At 65.6% G+C, this 26,648-nt stretch carries 28 protein-coding genes; 18 read left to right on the top strand and 10 right to left on the bottom strand.

Features of this window, described 5'->3' with window-relative positions; genetic code table 11:
- Positions 1-119: 119 nt before the first annotated feature.
- The 6 genes from LC092_RS00475 to LC092_RS00450 form a co-directional block, all read right to left on the bottom strand.
- Complete coding sequence (locus tag LC092_RS00475) at positions 120-1,181, bottom strand: succinylglutamate desuccinylase/aspartoacylase family protein (protein ID WP_224803967.1); 1,062 nt, start codon at positions 1,179-1,181, stop codon at positions 120-122.
- Positions 1,178-2,083 (bottom strand): 30S ribosomal protein S6--L-glutamate ligase, encoded by a 906-nt coding sequence (gene rimK, locus LC092_RS00470; RefSeq protein ID WP_224803965.1) that lies wholly within the window; start codon positions 2,081-2,083, stop codon positions 1,178-1,180. The genes LC092_RS00475 and rimK overlap by 4 nt, the downstream gene beginning before the upstream one ends.
- On the bottom strand, positions 2,080-2,631 hold the full coding sequence (locus LC092_RS00465) for an ATP-dependent zinc protease (RefSeq protein ID WP_224803963.1): 552 nt from the start codon (positions 2,629-2,631) through the stop codon (positions 2,080-2,082). Before LC092_RS00465 ends, rimK begins: the two co-directional genes overlap by 4 nt.
- 188 nt (positions 2,632-2,819) lie before the next feature.
- The gene (locus LC092_RS00460) at positions 2,820-3,362 is read right to left on the bottom strand and encodes a CoA-binding protein (RefSeq protein ID WP_224803961.1); all 543 of its coding nucleotides are present in this window, start codon (positions 3,360-3,362) and stop codon (positions 2,820-2,822) included.
- Positions 3,359-3,589 carry a methionyl-tRNA formyltransferase gene (locus tag LC092_RS00455; RefSeq protein WP_224803959.1) on the bottom strand — a complete coding sequence of 77 codons (231 nt, stop codon included), beginning with the start codon at positions 3,587-3,589 and terminating at the stop codon, positions 3,359-3,361. The genes LC092_RS00460 and LC092_RS00455 overlap by 4 nt, the downstream gene beginning before the upstream one ends.
- A gap of 3 nt (positions 3,590-3,592) precedes the next feature.
- Positions 3,593-4,396, bottom strand: coding sequence for an enoyl-CoA hydratase (locus LC092_RS00450; RefSeq protein WP_224803958.1), 804 nt, complete (start codon positions 4,394-4,396; stop codon positions 3,593-3,595).
- 157 nt (positions 4,397-4,553) lie between these two features.
- Here LC092_RS00450 and LC092_RS00445 point away from each other — a divergent pair, with 157 nt between their 5' ends.
- The gene (locus LC092_RS00445; RefSeq protein ID WP_224804888.1) at positions 4,554-4,967 is read left to right on the top strand and encodes a PaaI family thioesterase; all 414 of its coding nucleotides are present in this window, start codon (positions 4,554-4,556) and stop codon (positions 4,965-4,967) included.
- On the opposite strand, the gene LC092_RS00440 is transcribed toward LC092_RS00445, so the two are convergent.
- The gene (locus LC092_RS00440) at positions 4,964-5,512 is read right to left on the bottom strand and encodes a hypothetical protein (protein ID WP_224803956.1); all 549 of its coding nucleotides are present in this window, start codon (positions 5,510-5,512) and stop codon (positions 4,964-4,966) included. The two genes, LC092_RS00445 and LC092_RS00440, sit on opposite strands and share 4 nt — an antisense overlap.
- Positions 5,513-5,839: 327 nt before the next feature.
- On the opposite strand from LC092_RS00440, the gene rplM reads away from it, so the two are divergent.
- The gene (gene rplM / locus LC092_RS00435) at positions 5,840-6,307 is read left to right on the top strand and encodes a 50S ribosomal protein L13 (protein ID WP_224803954.1); all 468 of its coding nucleotides are present in this window, start codon (positions 5,840-5,842) and stop codon (positions 6,305-6,307) included.
- A 2-nt stretch (positions 6,308-6,309) separates the two neighbouring features.
- Entirely contained in the window at positions 6,310-6,786 is a 477-nt protein-coding gene (gene rpsI, locus LC092_RS00430; RefSeq protein WP_037544979.1) for a 30S ribosomal protein S9, read from the top strand.
- A 70-nt stretch (positions 6,787-6,856) separates the two neighbouring features.
- Here the strand turns inward: rpsI and LC092_RS00425 are convergent, their stop codons facing one another.
- A complete protein-coding gene (locus LC092_RS00425) occupies positions 6,857-7,303 on the bottom strand; it encodes an Lrp/AsnC family transcriptional regulator (protein ID WP_224803952.1) in 447 nt (148 codons plus the stop codon).
- A gap of 159 nt (positions 7,304-7,462) precedes the next feature.
- On the opposite strand from LC092_RS00425, the gene rocF reads away from it, so the two are divergent.
- From rocF to LC092_RS00410, 3 genes are all read left to right on the top strand, one after another.
- A complete protein-coding gene (rocF, locus tag LC092_RS00420; protein WP_224803950.1) occupies positions 7,463-8,416 on the top strand; it encodes an arginase in 954 nt (317 codons plus the stop codon).
- A 51-nt stretch (positions 8,417-8,467) separates the two neighbouring features.
- A complete protein-coding gene (gene rocD, locus LC092_RS00415) occupies positions 8,468-9,679 on the top strand; it encodes an ornithine--oxo-acid transaminase (RefSeq protein ID WP_412103497.1) in 1,212 nt (403 codons plus the stop codon).
- Between the two features lie 77 nt (positions 9,680-9,756).
- Positions 9,757-10,530 (top strand): sterol desaturase family protein, encoded by a 774-nt coding sequence (locus tag LC092_RS00410; RefSeq protein WP_224803948.1) that lies wholly within the window; start codon positions 9,757-9,759, stop codon positions 10,528-10,530.
- Positions 10,531-10,561: 31 nt separating this feature from the next.
- Here the strand turns inward: LC092_RS00410 and LC092_RS00405 are convergent, their stop codons facing one another.
- Both LC092_RS00405 and LC092_RS00400 read right to left on the bottom strand, forming a co-directional pair.
- A complete protein-coding gene (locus LC092_RS00405; RefSeq protein WP_224803946.1) occupies positions 10,562-11,200 on the bottom strand; it encodes a DUF6653 family protein in 639 nt (212 codons plus the stop codon).
- 161 nt (positions 11,201-11,361) lie between these two features.
- Entirely contained in the window at positions 11,362-13,167 is a 1,806-nt protein-coding gene (locus LC092_RS00400; RefSeq protein ID WP_224803944.1) for a PHA/PHB synthase family protein, read from the bottom strand.
- A 220-nt stretch (positions 13,168-13,387) separates the two neighbouring features.
- On the opposite strand from LC092_RS00400, the gene LC092_RS00395 reads away from it, so the two are divergent.
- The 12 genes from LC092_RS00395 to LC092_RS00340 all read left to right on the top strand — a co-directional run bounded on the left by LC092_RS00395 (position 13,388) and on the right by LC092_RS00340 (position 26,533).
- Positions 13,388-13,852, top strand: coding sequence for a hypothetical protein (locus LC092_RS00395; RefSeq protein WP_224803942.1), 465 nt, complete (start codon positions 13,388-13,390; stop codon positions 13,850-13,852).
- Positions 13,853-14,041: 189 nt separating this feature from the next.
- Positions 14,042-15,259, top strand: coding sequence for an LL-diaminopimelate aminotransferase (locus LC092_RS00390; protein ID WP_224803940.1), 1,218 nt, complete (start codon positions 14,042-14,044; stop codon positions 15,257-15,259).
- Between the two features lie 53 nt (positions 15,260-15,312).
- The gene (locus tag LC092_RS00385; protein WP_224803938.1) at positions 15,313-16,635 is read left to right on the top strand and encodes a homoserine dehydrogenase; all 1,323 of its coding nucleotides are present in this window, start codon (positions 15,313-15,315) and stop codon (positions 16,633-16,635) included.
- A gap of 31 nt (positions 16,636-16,666) precedes the next feature.
- A complete protein-coding gene (gene glpX, locus LC092_RS00380) occupies positions 16,667-17,662 on the top strand; it encodes a class II fructose-bisphosphatase (RefSeq protein WP_224803936.1) in 996 nt (331 codons plus the stop codon).
- 37 nt (positions 17,663-17,699) lie between these two features.
- Positions 17,700-19,523 (top strand): single-stranded-DNA-specific exonuclease RecJ, encoded by a 1,824-nt coding sequence (recJ, locus tag LC092_RS00375; protein ID WP_224803934.1) that lies wholly within the window; start codon positions 17,700-17,702, stop codon positions 19,521-19,523.
- Positions 19,524-19,623: 100 nt separating this feature from the next.
- Positions 19,624-19,827 carry a hypothetical protein gene (locus LC092_RS00370; protein WP_224803932.1) on the top strand — a complete coding sequence of 68 codons (204 nt, stop codon included), beginning with the start codon at positions 19,624-19,626 and terminating at the stop codon, positions 19,825-19,827.
- Positions 19,828-19,928: 101 nt separating this feature from the next.
- On the top strand, positions 19,929-20,846 hold the full coding sequence (locus LC092_RS00365; RefSeq protein ID WP_224803930.1) for a nitrilase-related carbon-nitrogen hydrolase: 918 nt from the start codon (positions 19,929-19,931) through the stop codon (positions 20,844-20,846).
- Complete coding sequence (locus LC092_RS00360) at positions 20,843-21,241, top strand: DUF423 domain-containing protein (RefSeq protein WP_224803928.1); 399 nt, start codon at positions 20,843-20,845, stop codon at positions 21,239-21,241. The genes LC092_RS00365 and LC092_RS00360 overlap by 4 nt, the downstream gene beginning before the upstream one ends.
- Positions 21,242-21,381: 140 nt before the next feature.
- Positions 21,382-22,635, top strand: a complete 1,254-nt coding sequence (locus LC092_RS00355; RefSeq protein WP_224803926.1) for a sarcosine oxidase subunit beta family protein — start codon at positions 21,382-21,384, stop codon at positions 22,633-22,635.
- A 10-nt stretch (positions 22,636-22,645) separates the two neighbouring features.
- Positions 22,646-22,951 carry a sarcosine oxidase subunit delta gene (locus LC092_RS00350; RefSeq protein WP_224803924.1) on the top strand — a complete coding sequence of 102 codons (306 nt, stop codon included), beginning with the start codon at positions 22,646-22,648 and terminating at the stop codon, positions 22,949-22,951.
- Complete coding sequence (locus LC092_RS00345; RefSeq protein ID WP_224803921.1) at positions 22,948-25,965, top strand: sarcosine oxidase subunit alpha family protein; 3,018 nt, start codon at positions 22,948-22,950, stop codon at positions 25,963-25,965. Before LC092_RS00350 ends, LC092_RS00345 begins: the two co-directional genes overlap by 4 nt.
- Positions 25,958-26,533, top strand: coding sequence for a sarcosine oxidase subunit gamma (locus LC092_RS00340; protein ID WP_224803919.1), 576 nt, complete (start codon positions 25,958-25,960; stop codon positions 26,531-26,533). Before LC092_RS00345 ends, LC092_RS00340 begins: the two co-directional genes overlap by 8 nt.
- The last annotated feature ends 115 nt before the right edge of the window (positions 26,534-26,648 follow it).

Genomic DNA, 26,648 nt, shown 5'->3' with positions numbered 1-26,648 from the left:
GGGGGGAGCGCGTCAAAGCAAAGCGCGGTCGTTTTCCTCAGCGGGATTAGGATCAAATACTTTCATCATCATGCATTTTGAGACGATGGCATCGCCAATCCGGGCAAACGCGCAACGCCTCAGATGATCTCGTCCTCGTCGAACAGCGGATCGCGCCCGACCTCGGCGGTCATCCCGGCAAGTGCCGGTTCGGCATGGTCGGTATCCACCTGCATGACGTGAAACAGCGCATCGCCCTCGTTGACCACAGGCAGGTTCGACCGGCCGATGATCAGTCCGCCGGAGGTGGCGGTGACAGGGCGTTCCCGTTCGCCGAACGGGTCGGAGACAATGCCCAGCACGTCGCCCTCCTGGACGCTGTCGCCGATGGTCTTGAAGGCGCGCAGCAGACCGCCCGCCGGCGCCCGCAGCCAGGTGCTCGACCCGCCGCGCAGCGAGCGGTGCTTGGGCCGCGTCACGCCCCTGGGGCCGACCATTCCGAGCCGTCGCATGACGCGCAGGATGCCGCTGACCCCGACCCGGGCCGCGAATTCGTCGAAGCGCAGGCCTTCGCCAGCCTCGTAGAGCAGGATGTCGACATCGTGCTTTTGCGCGGCCTGGCGCAGCGATCCCTCGCGCAGCGACGAGACCAGCATCACCGGTGCGCCGAAGGCTTCCGCGAGCTCCAGCGTTTCCGGGCGCGAGGGCGACACGCGGATTTGCGGCAGGTTGGTGCGGTGGATCGCGGCGGAATGCAGGTCGATGCCGTAGTTCGAGCGCGCCACCACCTCCGACATGAAGAGCTGGGCCAGCCGCGCGGCGAGCGATCCGCGCGCGCTGCCGGGAAAGCTGCGGTTGAGATCGCGCCGGTCGGGCAGGTAGCGCGAGTGGCTGTGAAAGCCGAAGGTGTTGACGATCGGAATGACGAGAAGCGTGCCGCGCAGGCCGTCGAGACTGTCGACGGACAGCAGCCGGCGCGCGATTTCCACGCCGATGATCTCGTCGCCATGCACCGCCGCGCTAACGAAGAGCGTCGGCCCCGGCCGCGCGCCATGGACGACATGCACGGACATGGAGACCGGCGTGTGGTCCGACAGCACGCTGACGGGCAAATCGACTGTGCGCCGCGTCCCCGCTTCGATCACGAACTCGCCGATCTCGAATGCGGGGCGTTTTTTCGGTTTCCGGCTGTCCGCGTTCACCCCTTGCCCTTCGTGCGTGTCTTGCCCGGCTTGGCGCTTTTCTCGATGAACTGGATGATCTTGCCGGCAACATCGATGCCGGTTGCCTTTTCGACGCCCTCAAGTCCGGGGGAGGAGTTCACCTCCATCACCACCGCGCCGTGGTTGGCGCGCAGCATGTCGACGCCGCAGACGTTCAGGCCCATCGTCTTTGCCGCGCGGATCGCGGTCTGGCGTTCCTCCGGCGAGATGCGGATCGCCTGGGCGCTGCCGCCGCGGTGCAGGTTGGAGCGGAACTCGCCTTCCGCGCCGGTGCGTTTCATCGCCGCAATCACCTTGCCGTCGACGACCAGCGCGCGAATGTCGGTGCCGCCGGCTTCCTTGATGAACTCCTGCACGAGAATGTTGACGCCCGCGCCGCGAAACGCCTCGATCACGGATTTCGCCGACCGGTCGGTGTCTGCAAGCACCACGCCGATGCCTTGCGTGCCTTCCAGCAGCTTGATCACCAGCGGCGCGCCGCCGGCGAGCTTCAGCACCTCTTCCGTCTGGCGCGGATCGTGGGCGAAGGTGGTGACCGGCAGTCCGATGCCGTCGCGGGCGAGCAGCTGCATGGAGCGCAGCTTGTCGCGCGAGCGGCCGATGCCGACGGATTCGTTGAGCGGAAACACGCCCATCATCTCGAACTGGCGCAGCACCGCCAGACCGTAGAAAGTGACCGAGGCGCCGATGCGCGGGATCACCGCGTCGTACTGCGGCAGTTTTTCGCCGTTGTAATAGACCTCCGGCCGTCGCGAGGCGATGTTCATGTAGCATCGCAGCGTGTTGACGATGTCGATCTCGTGGCCGCGTTCCTGCGCGGCCTCGACCAGTCTGCGGTGCGAATAGAGGTCCGGGTTGCGGGCCATCATGACGATTTTCATTGAACGTCTCCCGGTAAACCGGCGGGCGGAATAGCGCGTCCGGTCAAGACTTGCGGCTGTGGCGGGCCGGCAACGAAGGATTTGCCGGGATGCACGAGCACGCCACGGCTGCGGATCGCCGTGCGACCCAAAATGATGTCGAACTCCATCCGTTCCCGATTGGCGAGCGAGATGTCGATCCGCCAGTGATGTCGTCCGAGCAGCAGCGTCGTGCGGATGATGCGCCGGCGTTCGGGAATGCCGCTGGTGTTCTTGATGTCGCGCTCGTCGATCAGCGGGGCTTCCACCGGAATGTCGCGATGCTTGTTCGAGGCGGGCACGCGGAACCGCACCCAGGGACGGCCGTCGCGCTCGAAGACCTCCTGGTCGACGGCATGAAGCGCCGATGTGCGTGCTCCGGTGTCGATCTTGGCCTTGATTTCCGGAATGCCGATGTCCGGCAACGCGACCCATTCGCGCCAGCCGATGATGTCGGTAACCCGCTTCGAGCGGGGGCGGTCCCCCTCCGGCGGCGCCCCTTTGCGGGGCTTTTTGGAAACAATCGTCACGCGACGGATCTCACACTCATTGTTTCAAGGCAGGCCGCAAGGCGGGCCGGACCATACCCACACAGTGCACGGCGCCCGTGGCTTGCGTCAAATCCGCAAACCCCGCGCGCGGTCGGGATCCACCGTTCCGGCACGCGTCTGTCTCGGTGCCTCCGGGCGGAGCTCTTCCGCAATGATGTCTGTGAAGGTCAGCTGCCGGTCGGCTTGCCACCGAGGCCGCGATGCTGGAACCCGGCCTTCAGCGTCGGCCGCTTGGAGGACAGCATGCGCGAATTGACGCCCGTCCAGCCGATTTCCCCCGACAACCGTCCGTATTCGATCTTGGGGCAGCGGTCCATCACCACCTTGAGGCCGGCGTGCTCTGCGAGCTTTGCCGCCTCGTCGTTGCGCACGGACAGCTGCATCCAGATCACCTTCGGCAGCGGCGAAAGCACGAGCGCCTCCTGCGTGACACCGAGGGCCGCCTCCGAGTTTCGGAAGATATCGACCATGTCGATCGGCTCGGGCACATCGGCAAGCGAGCCGTAGACCGTCTGGCCGAGGATCTCCTTGCCCGCCTGGCCCGGATTGATCGGGAACACGCGGTAGCCCTTGGAGAGCATGTATTTCAGCACGAAATAGGACGGCCGCACGGTGTTGGCGCTGGCGCCGACCATGGCGATGGTCTTGGTGCCGTCCAGCACGTCGCGGATGAAGGCGTCGGAATAGCGGTCGTGGGCGGAAACCATCATTCATCCAGCTCAAACTTGAGGATGCCAAGCAACTCTCTTGCCGATACGTCGTCGAGCTGTATTGATTGGCTAACTTTTCCTTCGAGTTTTCGGTGCTCACTTCCGTGAGTATCTATTTGAATAAGGATGCGTCCTTCAGATTTTTGAACGAAATAGGTTGCTGGTATGCCGCCGTGCGTTGTGAGCTGGTCGCGATGTTTTTTTTCAAAGCTCGTAATTCTCGCCATGATCTACTCCCCGCTCCACACGGGCGCGCGCTTTTCGATGAAGGCGCCGATGCCTTCCTCCGCGTCGCGCGCCATCATGTTGTCGACCATGACCTGGGCACAGTGGCGATAGGCCTCGTCGAGCGGCATTTCCGCCTGCCGGTAGAAGGCTTCCTTGCCGATCTTCAGAGTCAGCGGCGACTTGGAGGCGATGGTCTCGGCGTATTTCGCGACCACCTGTTCCAGATAGGCCTGCGGCACGACCCGGTTGACCAGGCCGAACTCGCGCGCCGTGCCGGCGTCGATGACCTCACCGGTGAGCAGCATTTCCATCGCCTGCTTGCGCGAGACATTGCGCGACAGCGCCACCATCGGCGTCGAACAGAACAGGCCGATGTTGACGCCCGGCGTGCAGAAGCGCGCGTCCTCGCCGGCGATTGCCAGATCGCAGGAGGCGACGAGCTGCAGGCCGGCGGCGGTCGCCATGCCCTCCACCTGCGCGATCACCGGGCGCGGGTGGGTGACGATGGTCTGCATCAGCGTGGCACAGCGGTTCATGACGTCTGAATAGTATGCTCGGCCGCGGTCGTCGTGGTCGCGGGCCGCCGTCATTTCCTTGAGATCGTGTCCGGCGCAGAAGACATTGCCGGTGGAACGCAGCACGATCACCCGTGCGTCCGCGTCGTCGCGGGCGGCGTCGAGCGCTGCCTGGAGCGCGGCCATCATCTCTTCGGAGAGGGAATTCTTTCGCTCCGGCCGGTTCATCGTGAGGGTCAGCACGCCCCCCTCGCGGGTTTCAACAAGCGGCGGCGGTGTGGCGCTGTCCATGGCGGCTCTCCTGTCGAGGCGAATTGGCCCCTTTGTACCAACAAGCCGACCGCTCAGAAAGCACGAACCGCAACGTCTTGATACTTGTCGCCTCTCCGCCCTTCCGTTAACGAGAAGGGAAGATCAGTTCGGGGGAGGCGGTATCTTGCAGCCAGTGATGACGATAGCGGAACTCGATGCCTTCATAGACCGCGAGTTTCCGCAGGTTCATGCGGACGGGCGGATCTACGCGATCCGCGAGGTGAGCGAAGGCTGCGCCGTCATGTCGGTCTTGCCGCAGGAGCGTCATTTGCGGCCCGGTGGCACGATCTCCGGTCCGACCATGATGACGCTGGTCGATCTCGCGGCCTATGTGGTGATCCTGGCCCATATCGGCCCGGTGGCGCTCGCGGTCACCACCAATCTCAACATGAATTTTCTGCGCAAGCCCGAGCCGGGCGATCTCGTCGCCACCTGCAAGCTGCTGAAGCTCGGCAAGCGGCTCGCCGTGGTGGAATGCGCGATCACCGGTGCCGACGGCGGCGATCCCGTCGCCCACGCCACGGCAACCTACTCGATCCCGCCGCGCTAGCGAGTTCGGCGCGGGTTCACGACCCGTATGCTGATCCTCCGGTAGACGTCCCCGTCCGCCGCACCTGCGTACAACCGCCTGAACTTAGCCTTGTCGATCCACAGGCAACGGCCGTGGCGCTCGGTTGTCACGCACCACTGGCCCGCGAACATCGTCCGCTCGACGACACGTGCCGTTTTGCCCAGGAGGGGAACGCAGTCCGGCGACGGAAGGACCTTGCCCGCCCGAACGTCGACCAAGACGGCCTTGCCACCCACCAGCTCCGTTCTGACGCGCCCGCTCGACAGTCGGCGCCTGTGTTGAGCGTAGGCGCTCTTGGATGTACAGGCCCAATTGTGAGCATGGAGGTCATACATGCGTTTGACCGACATGGCGTCCGCCGGTCTCAGGTCGTTGGCGATTGCGAAAAACGCGACACCTGCCGCAGCGAGAAATCGCAGCGCCGAGGCACAAGGGAAGGAGTAGTCTGTCATTGAAAAATCCTGCGAAGGGAAACCGTCTATGTCTTCGATGCGATGGATGTTCAAATTCGCGTGGATTGCCATATGAGCATGCGCAACCAAGGCGCGCAATTCGCTTGCGCCGAGGGTCCAGGGGGCATCTTCTCCGGTTGACGCTGACGGACTCGGGCTTCGGTCAGGGCGAAACCACCCTTGTTTCATGTGGTAAAATAATACCGTTTTTCTAACTAATTGTTTTTATGTGGCTTTCTGGGGTGCGTGCCGAATTATGGAGATTGACAGTCTCCGCGGACGGGCGTAAACACCCTCCGACAGCACGCGGTCCCGGTTCGGGGCCGTTTTGCATGGCATTCGGGCCGGTTTCGCCGTTATCAGGCGCTGTCCGGTCCGCGACAAACACGGATCGCACCCATGAAGACCTACTCCGCCAAAACGGCCGAGGTCGATAAGAAGTGGATCTTGATCGACGCCGAAGGCGTTGTTGTCGGCCGTCTGGCCGCCTTCATCGCCAACACGCTGCGCGGCAAGACCAAGCCGACCTTCACGCCTCACATTGACTGCGGCGACAATGTCATCGTCATCAACGCCGAAAAGGCCGTTCTGACGGGCAAGAAGCTGACGGACAAGAAGTACTACTGGCACACCGGATATCCGGGTGGCATCAAGGAGCGCACGGCTCGCGCGATCATCGAGGGCAAGCACCCCGAGCGCGTGCTCGAGCAGGCCGTCAAGCGCATGATGCCGGGCGGGCCGCTGAGCCGCACCCAGCTGAAGAACCTCCGGATCTACGCCGGTTCCACTCATCCGCATGAGGCACAGTCGCCGGTTCCGGTCGACTTCAAGTCCGTGAATGCGAAGAACGACGGGAAGAGGGCGTAATCATGGCTGAGCTTCAGTCCCTCGAAGACCTGGGCGGCGCCATCGGCACTGTCGAGGCGGAAGCCCCGGTGCATGTCCAGAAGCTTGACTCGCTGGGCCGCGCCTATGCCACCGGCAAGCGCAAGGACGCCATCGCGCGCGTCTGGATCAAGCCGGGCACCGGCAAGATCATCATCAACAAGAAGGACTTCTCGGAGTACTTCGCACGTCCGGTGCTGCAGATGATCCTGCGCCAGCCGATCGTGCTCGTTGATCGCGATGGCCAGTACGACGTGATCGCCACGGTCGCCGGCGGCGGCCTGTCCGGCCAGGCCGGTGCAGTGCGTCACGGCATCTCCAAGGCGCTGACCTACTATGAGCCGGAGCTTCGCGGCCTGCTCAAGAAGGAAGGCTTCCTGACGCGCGACAGCCGCGTCGTGGAGCGCAAGAAGTACGGCCGCCGCAAGGCTCGCCGGAGCTTCCAGTTCTCCAAGCGCTGATCCGTCAGCCTGCTTGTTGCACTTTCGAACGGCCCGCCCTCGGTGGGCCGTTTTCGTTTGGGCAGCGGCCTCAGCCCTTGCGCGCGGACAGCAGAATGCTGGTCTCCGAACTGGCGATGCCGTCCATGGTGCGCACGCCCGACAGCAGCCGGTCGAACGCTTCCAGCGTGTCGGTCTCCAGTTCCGCGACCACATCCCAGCGCCCGTTGGTGGAATAGAGCGCGCGCACTTCCGGAAATCCCTGCAGCCGGCGCAGGATCGCGTCGGTGCGATGCCCCTCGACCTCGATCATCATGATCGCGCGGACACGCCCGCCGGCCTCCGCGCTGCGCAGCCGCACCGTGAACCCCTGAATGATCCCGTTGTCCACGAGCCGGTCGATCCGGGCTTTCACCGTGGCGCGCGATACGCCGAGATCGGCGGCGAGCGAGGCAACCGGCAGGCGGGCATCATGCCGCAGCAGCGCGATCAGTCGGCGGTCGAGATCGTCCATATCCGTCACTATGCTCGATTGCATCTGCCACTTTGGCAAGAATTGCCTTCGAAAGTGACAATAAATCGCCTTTCCGTCAACGTCTCGGATGCGCACCCTCTGCATCGGCTACCCTTCGCTCGGCGCGCGTGGGACATGCGGTCCCTGTGCACGCAGCCGACCTGCGAACGGAAAGGTGTGTTGATGCTCAATGAATCGAAACGGCCGATTGCCCTTTTGGGCGTGCCGCTTGAGGCGGGAACGGGACGCCGCGGCGCGGCCATGGGGCCGGCGGCCCTGCGTGTCGCCGATCTGGAGGGGCGCTTGTCCGCGCTCGGCTGGCAGGTCGAGGATCTCGGCGATCTCGCGCCGCTCGACAAGACCACGGTCGCCCCGCTCCACCTCGACGGCGCGGCTCATCTGCCGGACACGGTTGCCGCCTGGGTCCGCCCCCTGTGCGACCGCGCCTATGAAATATCCGCCGGCGGCAAGCTGCCGATCTTTCTCGGCGGCGATCATTCCCTGTCGATGGGCTCGGTGAGCGGTGTCGCGCGGCACTGGCAGGAGGAGGGTCGGCCGCTGTTCGTGCTCTGGCTCGATGCCCATGCCGATTTCAACACGCCCGAGACCTCGCCGTCCGGCAACATGCACGGCATGTCGCTTGCGCTTGCCGCCGGCGAACCGTCGCTGGCACCGGTCATGGGCGATACGCCGCGGGCCACCGTTGCGCCGGAGCGCATGTGTGTTTTCGGTGCCCGGTCGATCGATCCGGGCGAGCGCCGCCTGTTGCGCGAGCGCGGCGTCACAGTCTGCGACATGCGCCAGATCGACGAGAATGGTGTGTCGGTCCTTATGCGGGAATTCCTCAACAAAGTCAAATCGGAAAACGGCGTTCTTCATGTGTCGCTTGATGTCGATTTCCTCGATCCCGACATCGCGCCGGGGGTCGGAACCACCGTTCCCGGCGGTGCCACCTATCGCGAGGCGCATCTGGTGATGGAGCTTCTGGAGGATGCCGGCGTCACCGTGTCGCTGGATGTGGTCGAGCTGAACCCCTTCCTCGACGAGCGCGGCCGCAGTGCCATCGCGCTTGCCGAACTGGTCGCAAGCCTTTTCGGCCAGGATGTGATGGATCGGCCGACGCAAGCCTTCGCCTGACCGCTGCCGTTCCGACCCTGACTGCAACGACTGATCCGTTCGGAGAGACCCATGAGCCGCATGCCGGAAGACTATATTGCCGCCGAACACCTGCTTGGCGCCCATAACTACAAGCCGATCGACGTGGTGCTGTCGCGGGGCGAGGGCGTCTGGCTCTACGATGTCGACGGCAACCGCTATCTCGATTGCCTCGCGGCCTATTCCGCCGTCAACCAGGGGCACTGCCATCCGGTGATCCGCGACGCGATGGTCGCCCAGGCCTCGAAACTGACGCTGACCTCGCGGGCCTTTCGCAACGACCAGCTCGCGCCGCTTTACGAGGATCTCGCCCGGCTCACCGGCGCACACAAGATCCTGCCGATGAACTCCGGCGCGGAAGCGGTGGAAAGCGCGGTCAAGGCGGTGCGCAAATGGGGCTATGAGGTCAAGGGCGTGCCGGAGAACAAGGCCGAGATCATCGTCTGCGACAACAATTTTCACGGTCGCACGCTCGGCATTGTCGGCTTCTCCACCGACCCGGCCGCGCGCACCGGTTTCGGTCCCTTCGCTCCGGGCTTTCGCGTCGTGCCCTTCGGCGATGCCGAAGCCTTTGAAGCGGCGATCACGCCGAACACCGTCGGCTTTCTGGTCGAGCCGATCCAGGGCGAAGCCGGCATCCTGATCCCGCCGGCGGGCTGTTTCGCCAAGGTGCGCGAGATCTGCACCGCCAACAATGTGACGCTCATTCTCGACGAGATCCAGACCGGGCTCGGCCGCACCGGCAAGCTGCTGGCGGAGGAGCATGAAGGGATCGAGGCGGATGTGACACTTGTCGGCAAGGCACTGTCCGGCGGCTTCTATCCGGTCTCCGCCGTGCTTTCCAACTCCGAGGTGCTCGGCGTGTTGCAGCCCGGCGAACACGGATCCACCTTTGGCGGCAATCCGCTGGCCTGTGCGGTGGCGCGCGCCGCGCTCAAGGTGCTGGTGGAGGAAGGCATGATCGAGAACGCGGCCGTGATCGGGGACTATTTCAAGGACGGCCTGTCGCGCATCCGCTCCAATGCCATTCGCGAGGTACGCGGGCGCGGGCTGATGCTGGCGGTGGAGCTTCACCCGGAGGCCGGTGGCGCGCGCGCCTATTGCGAGGCGCTGCGCGGGGAGGGGATCCTTGCCAAGGACACCCACGACCACACCATCCGCATCGCGCCGCCGCTCGTGCTCACCCGCAACGATGTCGACTGGGCGCTGGAGCGTTTCGACAAGGTGCTGACCCGCATGCAGTGACGCGCTGCGGCCGGCCTTGCACCGCGCGTCCCGGGGCCCTAAGCAGGGGCATGACGACAGGGAGGTCTTGAACCGCGATGCTCGATGTCCTGCTGGAGTTTCTGCCCTTTTATGCGGGTGCCTATGGCATCAATGTCGCGCTCTATTTCGCGACCGGGATCGTGCTCGTCGCGATCCAGAGCCGGCACCCCGAACGGCGGATCCAGCAAAACCGCCGTGGCGAGAAACGCATGTGGACGGAGATCCGCCAGAGCGTGCTGTCGCTGACGGTGACGGCCGGGTGCCTTGCCGGCGGCGTCTTCGCGTCCGTCAAGGGATGGACCTTCGTCGAGCCGCTGCCGCTGACCTGGTGGTCGGCGATCCTCATGTTCGCCGTGTCCGTCGTCGCCTTCGATGCCTGGTTCTACTGGGGCCATCGGCTGATGCACACCCGCTGGCTCTACCGGTTCCATGCCGAGCATCACCGCTCCGTGGCGCCGACGGTGTGGAGCACCTATAGCGACAGCCTTGTCGATGCCTTCGTCATGCAGAGCTACTACCTGTGGGCGGTGTTCATCCTGCCGATCCCGGTCGAGGTCCTGATCGTGCATCGGCTGGTCGATCACTTCAACGGCACGATCGGCCATTCCGGCTTCGAGTTCTACGCCTCGCCGCTGTCGCGTCGACCCTCGCCAATGGTCTGCGTGACCTTCCACGACCAGCACCACGCCCATTTCCGCTATAATTTCGCGAATTTCTTTTCCGTCTGGGATCGCCTCTGCGGCACGCTCGATCCGCGCTACGACCAGGACGTTCGGCGGATGGAAAAGCAGGCGGCGCAAGGGGCGCAAAGCGCCACGAAGGACGGCTGACAAAGCGCGGGGAGCGCTCCCGTCCTGCGTTTCACGATCCGGTCTTGCTGTGCAGGCCGCTGTTCGGGTGATTGTCGTTTTCCGGCACGACCGTCCAGGAGCGATAGACGGGATGCGCATCGCGCATCCTGTCGTAAAGCCGCGCCATGCCTTTTAGAAAGGCCAGCTTGCCGGCATAGGTGAGCAGGGTGCCCACGATCACCGCCGGCACATGCAACATGATCGCGCCCCACATGCCAATGAAGAAACCTGTGCCCGTGACCAGCGACAGGACGACGGCCTGACGGTTGTCTGAGGACGGGATCGGCACGACGCCGCGGTTGAGCCAGACCCGTTCGCCGAAGGTGGCGCGCGCAGGCCAACTGTCGAGGCGTTTTGGCGGCGGGAAAATCCGCGGATTGAGCCAGAGCCAGACGCAAACGGCGACGACGAGCCCGCTTGCAACCGGCCAGCCGTACCAGCCGTGCGACCAGATCGCCAGAAACAGGAACGGAAGGGTGGCGAACCGGGTCCAGACGCTCCAGCCGCTCGCGTGGCGTTGCCAGACGGAGGAATCCATGCCGAGCAGGCGGAGCCGACCCGCGTTCATCGGGCGATAGGCGCTGTAGCCGCGCGCGCGCCGCCGTGGCGGGGCCGGTGCGATGGGTCTTGGCAGCGTCGGTTCGGGCATCGGCGGCTCTGATGGTATCGGCTGTCGCATCGGCTCACGACCGATGCGGAATGCAGGGCGCGACCAAAAGGCAAACGGGCGCGCACTCCGGAAGGGAAGTTTAGCGCAAGGCACTGCCCATTGCCATGCAAAGCCCGCGGTTTATTGCGCCCACTGCAACGTCAGGATGTCGCCTTTACGTAACTTCCAGGCGCATCTTCCAGTATCTTCATGCGGTTGGCGCCGGGCTTGCGGGCCTTTGCGGTGGTGTCGTCATGGGCGCGGATCCATGTGTCCCAATGCGGCCACCAGGAGCCGGGGTGTTCCTCGGCCTTGGCGAGCCAGTCCTCGTATTTTCCGGCGGGTTTGGGGCCTGTCCAGAACTGGTACTTGTTGCGCGACGGCGGGTTGACGACGCCGGCGATATGTCCCGATCCCGAAAGCACGTAATCCACCGGGCCGCCGAAGAACTGGGACCCCAGAAACACCGATTCGGGCGGGGCGATATGGTCCTCGCGGGTGGCGAGATTGTAGATCGGGATTGTCACCTTGCCGAGGTCGAGCCGTTTGCCGCCGATTTCCATCGTGCCCTTGCTCAGCCGGTTTTCCAGGTAGCAGTTGCGCAGATAGAAGGAATGGTTCGCTGCCGGCATCCGGGTGGAATCGGAGTTCCAGTACAGCAGGTCGAAGGGGAAGGGCTCCTTGCCCTTCAGGTAGTTGTTGACGACATAGGGCCAGATCAGGTCGTTGGAGCGCAAGAGGTTGAAGGCGGAGGCCATCTTCGAGCCGTCGAGATAGCCCTTTTCGCCCATGCGCCGCTCGAGCGCCTCGATCTGCTCCTCGTCGACGAAGACCTGCAGATCGCCCGCGTGCGTGAAATCGACCTGTGTGGTGAAGAAGGTGGCCGAGGCGATGCGCGTGTCGCCCACCTTCGCCATATAGGCGAGCGTGACGCCGAGCAGCGTGCCGCCGACGCAATAGCCGATGGCATTGACCTCTTCCTGACGCGTGGCGCGCTTGATCACGTCCAGCGTCTCCAGAATGCCCTCGCGCATGTAGTGCTCGAAGTTTTTCTGGGCCTGGTGTTCGTCCGGGTTGACCCAGGAGATCACGAAGACCGTGTGTCCCTGATCCACGGCCCACTTGATGAACGATTTCTCCGGGTTGAGATCGAGGATGTAGAACTTGTTGATCCACGGCGGCACGATCAGCAGCGGCCGCTTCAGCACGGTGTCGGTGGTCGGCGTGTACTGGATGACCTGGCGCACGTCGTTTTGCGCGATCACCTTGCCCGGCGTGATGCCGAGATTCTTGCCCACCTTGAACTTGGTCGGATCGGACTGGCGGATCTTCAAATCGCCCTTGCCGGCCTCGATGTCCTCGGCGAGCAGCTTCATGCCGCGCACGAGATTCTCGCCGTTCGATTCCAGTGTTTCGCGCAAAAGCTCCGGGTTGGTCAGGACAAAGTTCGACGGCGACAGCGCGTTGGCGATCTGCTTGACGTAGAAATCCGCCTTGTGCCGCGTGTGCTCGTCGAGATCGGCGGCCTCGACCACCAGCTGTTCCGCCCATTGCGAGGTGATCAGGTAGATCTGCTTGACGAAATCGAAGAACTGGTTGTCGTCCCATTCCGGATCGCCGAACCGCTTGTCGCGCGGATCGGCGGAGACGGCCGGCGTCGACGGCTCGCCCATCATCCGTTTTAGCGACGAGTTCCACAGGTCGATGTATTTCGTCCACAGGCGCCCCTGCGCCTCTACGGCGCGCTGGGGGTCCGACATCCAGTATTCGCCGACCTGGCCGAGCGTCTTGAAGATGACGGTCAGCTCGTCCGCCATCTCTGGCTTGATCTCGCCCTTCTCGCGCGGTTCCACATAGGCCGCCATGGCCTTGCCGGCGTTCTCCACGATGCGGGCGAGATTCTGGGCGAAGGCTTCAGGATTCTTGACGATATACTGGAGAAGGGGGTTCTTTTGGTCGTCCGTCATCCTGGCTGCGCCCTCCGCATGATCGGTTTCCGGGGCGAGCTCTGCGGCTCACTGCCCGATAATGATTGGTAGCTCTCCCTCTTGCCGGCATAATAGCGACCTGTGACGCTTGGCTGACAAGTTGGACAAAGCGCTTACAATGTCGTAGACGCCGCAGCGGTTGCAAGCTTGCTGCTTGCGGTTTTATCAGGACGGAGCCGATTTGTCGCGAGTGCGCTTGATGAGACTTTGCCTTGTTATCTGTGTCGCCGGGCTGCTCGGCGGCTGCGCCTATGCGCCTTCCGGCACCTTGTTCGAGGCGCTGGACGGCGGCGATCCCTATGTGTCGCCGGGCACCGCCTCCGCCGTGATGCCGGGCGCCGGCCAGTTGGCGCAATCCGCTGCCGCCGTGGAGGCGGGGACGGGGACGTCTTCCGGCACGCCGGTGGAGCAGGGCTTCCAATCTTCGACCACTCCTGCGGGAAACGCGTCGACCGGCGCGCTGAGTGGCGCGCCGTCGGTCTCGCGCGGGCTGATGTCCTACGAGGAAGCTGAAGAGCAGCGGCTGCGCCTGCAGGAACTCGCCCGCAACCGGGAGGCAATCGCCACCCCCCGCGCCACCACATCTCTCGACAAGCTGAAGCGGCTGTGGGCCGAACACGCCGACCGCGCCGTTCAGGACATCGAGGGGCCGGCGGGCGAGTGACGCCGCGGCCTGCGCGGCTTTGCACAATTTGCAGGTCGACCGCGAGTTTTTGCCGATGCGCGCGCGCGTCGCGCCTGATAAAACCCCGCGACCCGAAGCGCTGAGCGCGCGGGATTGCGTCATGACGGATCGAACGGAAAACGCGGGGCCGCGCGCGCCGTTCTGCAGCCTGCGGGCGAGGATCGAACCATGGAAGAATTCTACCAAACCCGGCGCCTGCCGCCCTATGTCTTCGAACAGGTCAACCGTCTGAAGGCCAAGGCGCGCGCCGGCGGCGCGGACATCATCGATCTCGGCATGGGCAATCCCGATCTGCCGACGCCAAAGCACATCGTCGAAAAGCTCACCGAGACGGTGCAGAACCCGAAGACCCACCGCTATTCCTCGTCCAAGGGCATTCCCGGCCTTCGACGCGCGCAGGCCGCCTACTACGAGCGACGCTTCGGCGTGAAGCTGAACCCGGAGACCCAGGTCGTCGCGACGCTCGGCTCCAAGGAAGGCTTCGCCAACATGGCGCAGGCGATTTCCGCGCCGGGCGATGTCGTGCTGGTGCCCAACCCGAGCTACCCGATCCATGCCTTCGGCTTCCTGATGGCCGGCGCGGTGCTGAGGGCTATCCCGTCCGAGCCGGGACCGGAGGTGTTTCACGCGCTGGAACGCGCGCTTGTGCATTCCGTGCCCAAGCCGATCGCCATGATCCTCTGTTATCCGGCGAACCCGACCGCCTCGGTCGCCGAGCTCGACTTCTACCGGGACGTCGTCGCCTTCGCCAAGAAGCACGACATCTTCGTTCTGTCCGATCTCGCCTATTCCGAGATCTACTTCGGCGAGACGCCGCCGCCTTCCATTCTCGAGGTGCCGGGCGCCATCGATGTCGCGGTGGAATTCACCTCGCTGTCCAAGACCTATTCGATGCCGGGATGGCGCATGGGCTTTGCGGTCGGCAACGAGCGGCTGATCTCGGCGCTGGCGCGGGTGAAGTCCTATCTCGACTATGGCGCCTTCACGCCGATCCAGGTGGCGGCGACCGCCGCGCTGAACGGGCCGGACGACTGCATCGTCGAAGCGCGCGCGATCTACAGGAAGCGCCGCGACACGCTGGTGGAATCGTTCGGGCGCGCCGGTTGGGACATTCCGCCCCCGGAAGCGAGCATGTTCGCATGGGCGCCGATCCCGGAGAAATTCCGCCATCTCGGCTCCGTCGAGTTCTCCAAGCTTTTGATCGAGCACGCCGACGTTGCGGTTGCGCCCGGCCTTGGCTTCGGCGAGTACGGCGACGGCCATGTGCGCATCGCACTGGTGGAAAACGAGCAGCGCATTCGCCAGGCGGCCCGCGGGCTGCGCCGCTTCCTTGAAACCGCAGACAAAACGTTGCACAACGTGATCCCCATCGAGGTATCGGGTTAGGCGCGGCACGTTCGGCGCCTCTGCCACACGGCTCACAAACGGATTGCGGATTTATGACCACTGAACTGCGCGTCGGCGTCGCGGGCTTGGGGACGGTTGGCGCCTCCCTGTTGCATCTTCTGGAAACCAGGTCGTCGGCACTGGCCGCGCGCTGCGGCCGCTCCGTGCGCGTCAGCGCGGTGAGCGCGCGCGACCGCACGCGCGACCGGGGGGCGGATCTCTCCGCCATGGCGTGGTTCGACGATCCGGTTGCGCTTGCCGGTTCTCCCGACATCGACGTTTTCGTCGAGCTGATCGGCGGCGACAACGGGCCGGCCGAGGACAGCGTGCGCGCCGCCCTTGCCGCTGGCAAGTCGGTGGTCACCGCCAACAAGGCGCTGCTTGCCAAACACGGCGTCGAGCTTGCGCGTCTGGCGGAAGACAACAAGGTCAGCCTGTCCTACGAGGCGGCGGTTGCCGGCGGCATCCCGGTGATCAAGACCATGCGCGAGTCGCTGGCCGGAAACGAGATCGACCGCGTCTACGGCATTCTCAACGGCACCTGCAATTACATCCTGACCCGCATGGAGCAGGACGGGCTCGACTTCTCCGATTGCCTCGCCGACGCCCAGCGTCTCGGCTATGCCGAAGCCGATCCGACCTTCGACATCGAGGGCAACGACACGGCGCACAAGCTGGCGATCCTGACGTCGCTCGCCTTCGGCTCGCAGATCAACAGCGAGAAGATCTATCTGGAGGGCATCTCCTCCATCACCCGCGCCGATATCGAGGCGGCAAGCGAGCTCGGCTACCGCATCAAGCTGCTCGGCGTTGCCCAGCGCACCGACAGTGGCATCGAGCAGCGCGTGCACCCCACCATGGTGCCGAAGGCTTCGGCCATCGCGCGCATCGACGGCGTGCTGAACGCGGTCGCGATCGACGGCGATGCGGTCGGCGAGGTCGTGCTGGTCGGCCCCGGCGCCGGCGGCAGCGCGACTGCGTCCGCCGTGCTCGGCGACATCGTCGACGTGGCGCGCGGCCTCTCGGTGCCGACGCTCGGCATGCCGGCGCATGAACTTGCTCCCTACAAGGCGGCGCGGATGCGCATGCACGAGGGTGGCTACTATATCCGCCTGGCGGTCTATGACCGGTCCGGCGCCTTTGCCGAGATCGCGCGGATCATGGCGGACGAGGGCATCTCGCTTGAATCCATCGTCCAGCGCGACCGCACCCGCACCCACACCGAGGCGGAGACGCATGGCGATGCGCCCCAACCGGTGATCCTGACCACCTATGAAACCACGGAAGCCGCCGTGAAACGGGCACTGGGGACAATCACCGCGAGGAATGTGGTGGCAGGAACGCCCCAGATGATCCGCATCGAAAAGCTCCGTTGACCCCTTGTTGACCCCGATTTGAGGAAATCCGATGTCCACCTCCGACGCCGCGCATAGTGAAGCTCTCGACCGCATTCTGACCCTGGAACTGGCCCGCGTGACCGAACGCGCCGCCGTCGCCGCCGCGCGCCTGCGCGGACGCGGCGATGAAATGTCCGCCGACCAGGCTGCCGTCGATGCCATGCGCCGCGAACTCAACTGCCTGCCCATCGACGGCATGGTGGTGATCGGCGAGGGCGAGCGCGACGAGGCGCCGATGCTCTACATCGGCGAGAAGGTCGGAACGGGGAAGGGCCCCGCCGTCGACATCGCGCTTGATCCGCTGGAAGGCACGACGATCTGCGCCAAGAACCTGCCCAACTCGCTGGCCGTGATCGCGCTGGCGCCGAAGGGCGGCCTCCTGAACGCTCCCGACAGCTACATGGACAAGATCGCCGTCGGTCCGGGCTATCCGGCCGGCATCGTCGATCTCGACGCGCCGGTTGCGGAAAACATCGAGGCGCTGGCGAAGGCCAAGGGCGTTCCGGTCGCGGAAATCACGGCCTGCGTGCTTGACCGTCCGCGTCACGCCCGCCTGATCGAGGACCTGCGCGCGACCGGCGTTTCCGTTCGCCTGATCGGCGATGGCGATGTTGCCGGCATCATCCACACCACCGATCCGGACGAGACCGGCATCGACATCTACATGGGCATCGGCGGCGCGCCGGAAGGCGTGCTTGCGGCAGCCGCTCTTCGCTGCATCGGCGGCCAGATGCAGGGCCGGCTGGTGATCACCCGCGACGAGCAGGTGGAACGTGCGCACAAGATGGGCATCTCCGACATCAAGCGCAAATACACCATGGAAGAGATGGCGACCGGCGACGTGCTCTTTGCCGCCACCGGCGTGACCGACGGCAATTTCCTGCAGGGCGTGCGCTTCGGCCGCAACGACATCACCACCCACACGGTCGTGATGCGCTCCACCACCGGCACGGTGCGCTACATCAAGGCGCGTCACACGCAGGTCGAGAAATTCCACCTGGATTGAGGCGCATCGCGCCCAAGCCGTACGACGGACGCCGCGCATGAACACCCAGTCCCCGGCCGAACGCGAAACACGCCGTCAGGTGCTTGGGGTCGGGCGTTCCGCCGGCGAACGCGTCTGGCGGGAGCGTCTCAGCGCCCAGCAAAACGCCGCGGCGCTCGCCATCGCGCAGCGCAGCGGCATACCGGAGATCGTCGCGCGGGTGCTGGCCGCCCGGGACGTGACGATTGACGGTGCCGAAGCCTTTCTCGATCCGACGATCAGGGCGCTGATGCCCGACCCGTCGGTGCTGCGCGATCTGGAAGCGGGCACGGCCCGCGTCGCCGACGCGATCCAGGCCGGCGACACCATCGCGATCTTCGGCGACTACGACGTCGACGGTGCGACCTCCTCCGCGCTGCTGAGCCGCTATCTCTCCGCGCTCGGAACCCGCAACCGCATCCATATCCCCGACCGCATCATCGAAGGCTACGGGCCGAACGGACCCGCGATCCGCCTGTTGCGGGAGGAGGGCGCCGGCCTGCTGGTCTGTGTCGATTGCGGCAGCACCTCCTTCGAGGCGTTCGAGGAGGCGCGAAGCGTTGGGCTCGACGTCGTCGTGCTCGATCATCACCAGGTCGGCGAAGAGCTTCCCCACTTGGTCGCGCTCGTCAACCCGAACCGCCAGGACGATCTCTCCGGTCTCGGCCATCTTGCGGCGGTCGGTGTCACTTTCCTGTTTGTGGTCGGCCTCAATCGGGAATTGCGCCGCCGGGGACTGTTCAAGGCCAGCCGCGAGCCGGATCTTCTGGCGCTTCTCGACCTCGCGGCCGTTGGAACCGTCTGCGACGTGGTGCCGCTCAGGGGCCTTAACCGCGCCTTCGTGCGCAAGGGCATTCTGGCGCTCCATTCCCGCGCCAATGTCGGACTTGCCGCACTTTGCGATGTCGCGCGGGTTCATGGTCCGCCATCGCCCTATCATCTCGGCTTTATGGTCGGCCCGCGCATCAATGCGGGCGGGCGCATCGGCGATGCCGCCCTCGGCGCGCGGCTTCTCACCACCCATGACATGGACGAGGCCCGCACGATCGCCGAAACGCTCGACCGTCTGAACGGCGAACGCCAGGCGATGGAAGCCATCATGCTGGAGGAGGGCGATGCCCAGGCGCTGGTCTCCGTCGAGGACAGCGATCCGAGCGTCCTGCTGACCGGGTCCGACGGCTGGCACCCCGGTGTCGTCGGCCTTGTCGCCTCGCGGCTGAAGGACCGCTACCGCCGTCCGGCTTTCGCCATCGCCTATGACGTGAACGGCAAGGGCACCGGGTCCGGGCGCTCCATTCCCGGCGTCGATCTCGGCGCGGCCGTGCGCAAGGCCGTCGACGAGGGCATTCTGGAAAAGGGCGGCGGCCACGCCATGGCCGCGGGCCTCACCGTGCGCCGAGAGCGTCTCGCCGATCTCTCCGTCTTCCTCGATACGGCACTGGCGGCACAGGTCGAGGTGGCGCGCGCGGAAAACGAGCTGAAGATCGACGGCGCGCTGACGGCATCGGCGGCGAGCACGGATCTGGTGCATGCGCTGGAGCAGGCCGGCCCCTTCGGCGCGGGACATCCCGAGCCGGTCTTCGCGCTGCCGAGCCACCGGGTGTCCTACGCCGACACCGTCGGCAAGGGCCACGTCCGGTTGACGCTGGCCGATGGCGGCGGCGGAAGCCTCAAGGCGATTGCCTTCAAGGCGGCGGACACGCCGCTTGGCAAGATGCTTCTGGAGAAGCGCGGCGATCCGCTGCATGTCGCCGGTTGCCTCTCGCTCGACACCTGGCAGGGGCGCGAGCGTGTGCAGTTCCGGGTGCTGGATGCTGCCGACCCGCGGCTAAGCCGGATGTAAGGCGTCGGCATATCTGTCCCGGCAGTTTTTGCCGGCCATTAACACTACGGAAAGACTGTCCCCATACCCTGAAGATGGATGGGTAATGTGGGATGGAATCATGTCTCCGAGGGCACAATTGCGCCGGCTGATGTCGGATGTCGATCAGGCGGCGGACAACGCGGATCGCGCGCTGCAGACCATGCGCGCGCGCGGCGTAGTCGGCGTGCTGCCGGAGAAGGATGCGGCTGTCACGCCGCTGCGCTCCGGGCTGGTGCTCGCCACCTTGCTGATGGCCGCCAAGATCCTGGCCACGCAGGATTGAACCGCGAAATCGGGGTGTTTTGCGGGCAATTCGACGCGGGGTCCCCGATCCCGGTTGCATGCGCTTGAATTCGAGCGTCTTTGCGGTCAGCATCCCGCCCCATGAAAACGGATTCCTTTCGCCTCGCGCTTTGCGCCTACAATCTTTCGACGGGCGGTGCCTCCCGCGACGCTTTTCTCGCCGGGATCGCTACGCGGCTTGAACGCGCGCGCAACGACGGCGCGCGGCTGCTCGTTCTCCCCGAATATCTGAGCGAGGCATTCCTTGCCTGGAAACCCGCTGGCCTTTTGCCGACGGAGGAACTCGCCTGGATGGCGGGTGAAGCCGATGCGCTTCTTCCCGCGCTGAAGGACCTTGTCGCCCGGCACGGGATCACCCTGCTCGCCGGCTCCATGCCCTGGCCCGCCCCCGGTGGTGAGGGTGGGTACGTCAACCGCGCCTTCGCGCTGCTCGCCGACGGGCGCGAGGTGGTCCACGACAAGCTCGCGCTGACCCCGTTTGAAAAAGACCCCGAGACCTGGCTGCTCACGCCGGGCGCCCATGTGCCGCTGTTCGAGATCGAGGGCGTGCGCATGGCGATTCTGATCTGCCTCGACGTCGAGATGCCGGCGCTCTCCTGCCTGATCGCGCAGGATGCGCCGGACGTGCTTTTGGTCCCGTCGATGACCTCGAGCCTGGCCGGCTATCACCGCGTGTTCGGGTGTGCCAGGGCGCGCGCCGTCGAACTGATGAGCGCCGTTGCCGTCTGCGGTGTCGTGGGGGCCGCACCCGGCACCACGCAAAATGACACCAATGTCTCCGGCGCGGCGCTCTATCTGCCCTGCGAGCCGAGCCTCGGCTACACCGGGATCGGCGGCGAACTGCCGCCCGTCGACGGGATGGCCGGCGAAGAGCCGTATCTGGTCGTCGATGTTCCGGTCGGTGAAATCCGAAACTTGCGCGCCGGCGGGGCCGAGGTCTGGCCGGGCGCCTGGAGCGCTGCCGGCATGTCGCTGCAAAGGCACGGGGACGGCACGTGACGGGGGCGGGCGATACGCTGTCCTCCACGCCGCGCGCCCTTCCGCTCGTTCTTGCGGGCCTTTCCGGGCTGCTTGGCGTCGGATTGTCGGCTACGGCCACGCATTCTCCGGCCGGCGCGCTGCTCGATCCCGCAGCGCGCATGCTGTTGGCCCATGCGCCGCTGTTCCTGTTTCTCAGCCTTGCCGCAGGCCTGACGCCGCGCGGCGCTGGAGCTGCGATCTGCTGGATCGCGGCGGTCGGTCTGACGCTTTTTTGTGGCGACCTGTGCGCGCGGGCCTTTCTGGGCCAGCGGCTTTTCGCCTTCGCGGCGCCGCTTGGCGGCGGTCTGCTGATCCTGGCCTGGGCATCGGTTGCGCTTGCCGGTCTTGCTGCGCTGTCGCGGCGCGGAGGCTGAGCGGGCGCAGACCCCGTCCAAAGGCGACGCATTGGACCGCCCCGATGTCGGTTTTATGCAAGCGTCGCGCTGCTGGCGGCGGCACAAATCAGGGATGATGCGCGGGGGCAAGACCGCCGGGCGACACAACCGAGGTTCGCATGACCCGTTTCTCGTTCTGGGAACTGGCCCGCAAGGCGCTCAACGCCCATCAGGACTGGGGCCACCAGTGGCGCAAGCCCGATCCGAAGCCCGAATATGACGTGGTTATCATCGGCGCCGGCGGTCACGGCCTCGCGACCGCCTATTATCTGGCCAAGGAACACGGCGTCACCAATGTCGCGGTGCTGGAAAAGGGCTGGCTCGGCGGTGGCAACACCGGGCGCAACACCACCATCGTGCGCTCCAACTACCTGTGGGAGGAGAGCGAGGGTCTCTACGATCACGCCATGGACCTGTGGCAGGACCTCTCGCAGGAGCTGAACTACAACGTGATGTATTCCGCGCGCGGCGTCATGATGCTGGCGCATACGGTGCACGACGTTCAGGTGTTCAAGCGCCATGTCCACGCCAACCGGCTTGCCGGCGTCCAGAACGAGTGGCTAAGCGCGGAGGAGGCCAAGGCCTACTGCCCGCCGCTCAACATCGAGAAGAACATCCGTTATCCGGTGATGGGGGCCGCGCTCCAGCGCAAGGCCGGCGTCGCCCGTCACGACGCGGTCGCCTGGGGCTATGCCCGTGGCGCCGACAAATACGGCGTCGACATCATCCAGAACTGCGCGGTCACCGGCATCCGCCGCCATGCCGACGGGTCGGTGTCGGGCGTCGAGACCTCGCGCGGCTTCATCGGCGCGAAGAAGGTCGGCGTCGTCGCGGCCGGCCACACCAGCGTGGTGATGGACATGGCCGGCGTGCGCATGCCGCTGGAATCGAACCCGCTGCAGGCGCTGGTCTCCGAGCCGGTCAAGCCTTGCTTTCCCTGCGTGGTCATGTCCAACACGGTGCACGCCTATCTGTCGCAGTCCGACAAGGGCGAATTGGTGATCGGCGCCGGCACCGACCAGTATGTCTCCTACAGCCAGACCGGGGGCCTGCAGATCACCACCCACACCGTCGATGCCATCTGCGAGCTGTTTCCGATGTTTCGCCGCATGCGAATGCTGCGCAACTGGGGCGGCATCGTCGACGTCACGCCGGACCGCTCGCCGATCATCGGCAAGACGCCGGTGCCGGGGCTTTTCGTCAATTGCGGCTGGGGCACGGGCGGCTTCAAGGCGACACCGGGATCGGGGCATGTCTTTGCGCATACCATCGCGCGCGACGAGCCGCATCCGATCAACGCGCCCTTCACGCTCGACCGGTTCCGCACCGGCCGGCTAATCGACGAGGCGGCGGCTGCCGCCGTGGCACATTGAGGCAAGGCCGATGCTGTTGATTTCCTGTCCCTGGTGCCGCGTCGAACGCCCCGAGATCGAGTTCCGCTACGGCGGCGAGGCGCATATCGACCGCCCCGCGCAACCCGCCGATCTCGACGATCACCAATGGGCCGAATTCCTCTACATGCGCAGCAATCCCAAGGGGCTGCTTGCCGAGCGCTGGCGTCACGTCCATGGCTGCGGACGCTTCTTCAACGCCGTGCGCCACACCGTGAGCGACCGCTTCGTCTGCGTCTACAAGACCGGCGAAAAATGCCCGGATCTCGAGGCGCTCGCCAGGGAGGGCGCACAGTGACACAGCAAAACCGCACCTCAGAAGGCGGGCGCATCGATCGCGGCACGCCGGTCACCTTCACCTTCGACGGCAAGCGATACCAGGGCTTTGCCGGCGACACGCTCGCCTCGGCGCTTCTGGCCAACGATGTCCATCTGGTCGGCCGCTCCTTCAAGTATCACCGCCCGCGCGGCATCGTCACCGCCGGTTCTGAAGAGCCGAATGCGCTGGTCGGCGTTGCCCGCAGCCGGGCGAAACACGCCAGCGGCGAGGCGACCCCGAACCTGCGCGCGACACAGGTCGAGATCCACGACGGGCTTGCGGCGGAAAGCCAGAACCGCTGGCCGTCGCTTGCCTTCGATATCGGTGCGGTCAACGACAAGCTGTCGCCGCTTTTTGTGGCCGGCTTCTACTACAAGACCTTCATGTGGCCGAAGAGATTCTGGAACAGGGTCTATGAGCCCTTCATCCGCGCCGCCGCCGGTCTCGGCAAGGCGCCGACGAAGCCGGATACCGACACCTACGCCAACACTTATGCCCATTGCGACGTGCTGGTCGCCGGCGGCGGACCGGCGGGGCTTGCCGCAGCCCTAGCGGCCGCGCGCAGCGGCGCCCGCGTGATCCTCGCCGACGAGCAGGCGGAGTTCGGCGGCAGCCTGCTGCATGAGCGCGGCGCGGAAATCGACGGCAAGCCCGCTGCCGACTGGGTGACTGACGCGATTGGAGAACTTGGCGACAACCCGCGCGTGACGCTCCTGTCGCGCACCACCGTCTTCGGCTACTTCAACCAGAACTTCCTGGCGCTCGCCGAACGCGTCACCGACCATCTGGCGGAACCGGATCCCGCGCTCCCGCGCGAACGCATGTGGCAGGTTAGGGCCAAGGAGGTCGTGCTCGCCACCGGCGCCATCGAGCGCCCGCTGGTCTTCCCGGAAAACGACCGCCCCGGCGTGATGATGGCCGAAGCGGGCCGCATCTACGCCAACCGCTACGGGGTCGTTCCCGGCAAGGCGATCGCTGTTGCGACCGCCTGCGACAGCGCCTGGCGGGCCGCCTTCGACATCGCCGAGGCCGGCGACACGATTGCGGTGATCGCCGATCTGCGCGCCGAGCCGCCGGCGGCTCTTGTCGAGCGTGCCGAAGCGCTCGGCATTCGCGTGGAACCAAGCTGTGCCGTGACCGGCGTCATCGGCAAGACGCGGGTGACGCGCGTCCTGCTCGGTCGCATGTCGGATACGGGTGTTGTTCCGGCAGGCGAGGTCGAGGCGGATTGCCTGCTGATGTCGGGCGGCTGGACGCCGAATGTCAGCCTGCATTCGCAGGCGCGCGGCAAGCTCGACTGGCAGCCGCACATGGGCGCCTTCCTGCCGGGCGATCCCGTGCAGGCGCAGCGCTCCGCCGGAAGCTGCCGGGGCGTCGACGGTCTCGCCGAGGTGCTGGCCGACGGCGCACGTGCCGGTGTCGCGGCCGCGACCGCTGCCGGCCACACGGGCGAGGCGCCGGTCTTCACGGCGACCGGCGGCGACGCCGGCAGCGGCTGGTGGCTGGGAGCTGTGCCGCATGACCGCGATGCCTCGCGCGTGCGCGCCTTCGTCGATTTCCAGAACGACGTCACGGCCAAGGACGTGAAGCTTGCCGTGCGCGAGGGCATGCACTCCATCGAGCACATCAAGCGCTACACGACGACGGGCATGGCGACCGACCAGGGCCGCCTGTCCAACATGAACGCGCTTTCGATTGCCTCCGGCGCGCTCGGCAACGAGATCCCGCAGGTGGGCCTCACCACCTTCCGCCAGCCCTATACGCCGGTGACCTTCGGGACGCTGGCGACCACCTCGCGCGGAGACCTCTTCGATCCCTTGCGCAAGACGCCGATCCATGACTGGGCGGCGGAGCAAGGCGCGGCCTTCGAGGATGTCGGCCTGTGGAAGCGCGCCTGGTATTTTCCGCGAGGCGGCGAGGATATGCACGATGCGGTCGCCCGCGAGTGCCGCACGGTGCGCGAAAGCGTCGGCCTCTTCGATGCGACCACGCTCGGCAAGATTGAGATCGTCGGCCCGGATGCGGCCGAATTCCTCAATCGCATCTACACCAACCCCTGGACGAAACTAGGCGTCGGCAAGTTGCGCTACGGGCTGATGCTCAACGAGGCCGGTTTCATCATGGACGACGGCGTTGTCGGACGGCTTGCCGACGACCGCTTCCATGTCACCACCACGACCGGCGGTGCGCCGCGCGTGCTCGCCCATATGGAAGACTATCTCCAGACCGAATGGAGCGACCTGAACGTCTGGCTGACCTCGACCACCGAGCAATGGGCGGTGATTGCCGTTCAGGGGCCGAAGGCGCGCGAGGCCATCGCGCCGCTCGTCGACGATATCGACCTGTCGGGCGACGCCTTCCCGCATATGTCGCTGCGCGAGGGCCATGTGATGGGCGGCGTGCCCTGCCGTCTCTTCCGCATGAGTTTCACCGGCGAGGCCGGCTACGAGATCAACGTGCCACCGTCGCGCGCCCGCGCGGTCTGGGAAGCGGTCTGGGCCAATGTCGAAAAGCTCGGCGGCTGCGCCTACGGCACGGAGGCGATGCATGTGCTGCGCGCCGAAAAGGGCTACATCATCGTCGGACAGGAAACCGACGGCACCGTCACGCCGGACGACGTCGGCATGAGCTGGGCCATCGGCAAGAAGAAGCCCGATTTCGTCGGCAAACGCTCGCTCGCCCGTCCCGATCTGGTCGCCGAAGGGCGCAAGCAGATGGTCGGCCTGCTGACGAAGGACGGAAAGACCTTGCTGGAGGAGGGCGCCCAGGTGACCGTCGAGCGGTCGCCGGCGCGCGGCACTTCCGCGCTTGGTCACGTCACCTCGTCCTATCAGTCGCCCGCCGCCGGTCGCCCGATTGCTCTGGCGATGATCGCCGGCGGTCGCGACCGGATCGGCGAGACCCTTCATGTTCCGATGCCGAACGGCGGCATCGCCGTCGAGGTCGTCCAGCCCGTCTTCGTCGATCCGGAAGGGAGCCGGCTCAATGCCTGACACCGCCCTTTATGCTCCCGCCACGACGCAAGGCGCCTCCGTCGTCTCACGTCCCGATGTCACGGTGACCCGGGCGGCCCCGCTGGCCCGCCTTGCCTTTCGCGGTGATGCCACGGCCGCCGGCAAGGCCGGTGCGGCCTTCGGCGCGTCGCTGCCGATGGCGCCGCTTGCCGCCAATCCTGTCGGCCAGCGCGCCGCACTCTGGCTCGGACCGGACGAATGGCTGTTGCTTGCCGCATCCGGGACCGTCGGCGAGGAGGTGCCCTGGGCCCTTGCCAGGACCCTGTGCGACGAGATCGCGACAGCGGTCGGGACGCATCCGCACGCGCTGGTCGATGTCTCGGAGCGAAACGTGGCGCTGATCGTCAGCGGCCCGCGCGCGGCAGCCCTGCTTAACACACAGGTGTTTCTGGACCTGGACGAGGGTGCGTTTCCCGTCGGACAGGTGACGCGAACGCTGTTCACCAAGGCGGAGATCGTGCTCTGGCGCACCGGCCCGGATACCTTCGTCGTCGAGTGCTGGCGCAGCTTTGCCCCTTATGTCGAGGGCCTGCTGGCAAACGGCTAGGAAACGGTGGCGAGATCCTTGGAAGACCCTGCGTTACTCCGTGCCTTCGATGCTTACATATTGATTTGAAAAGATAATCTTTTGGAAACAACACACAGGAATATCGCGCAATCAG

It is taken from the genome of Stappia stellulata (assembly GCF_020176715.1).
In the GTDB taxonomy this organism is placed as follows: domain Bacteria; phylum Pseudomonadota; class Alphaproteobacteria; order Rhizobiales; family Stappiaceae; genus Stappia.
This window is presented reverse-complemented; position numbering and strand designations above follow the sequence as displayed.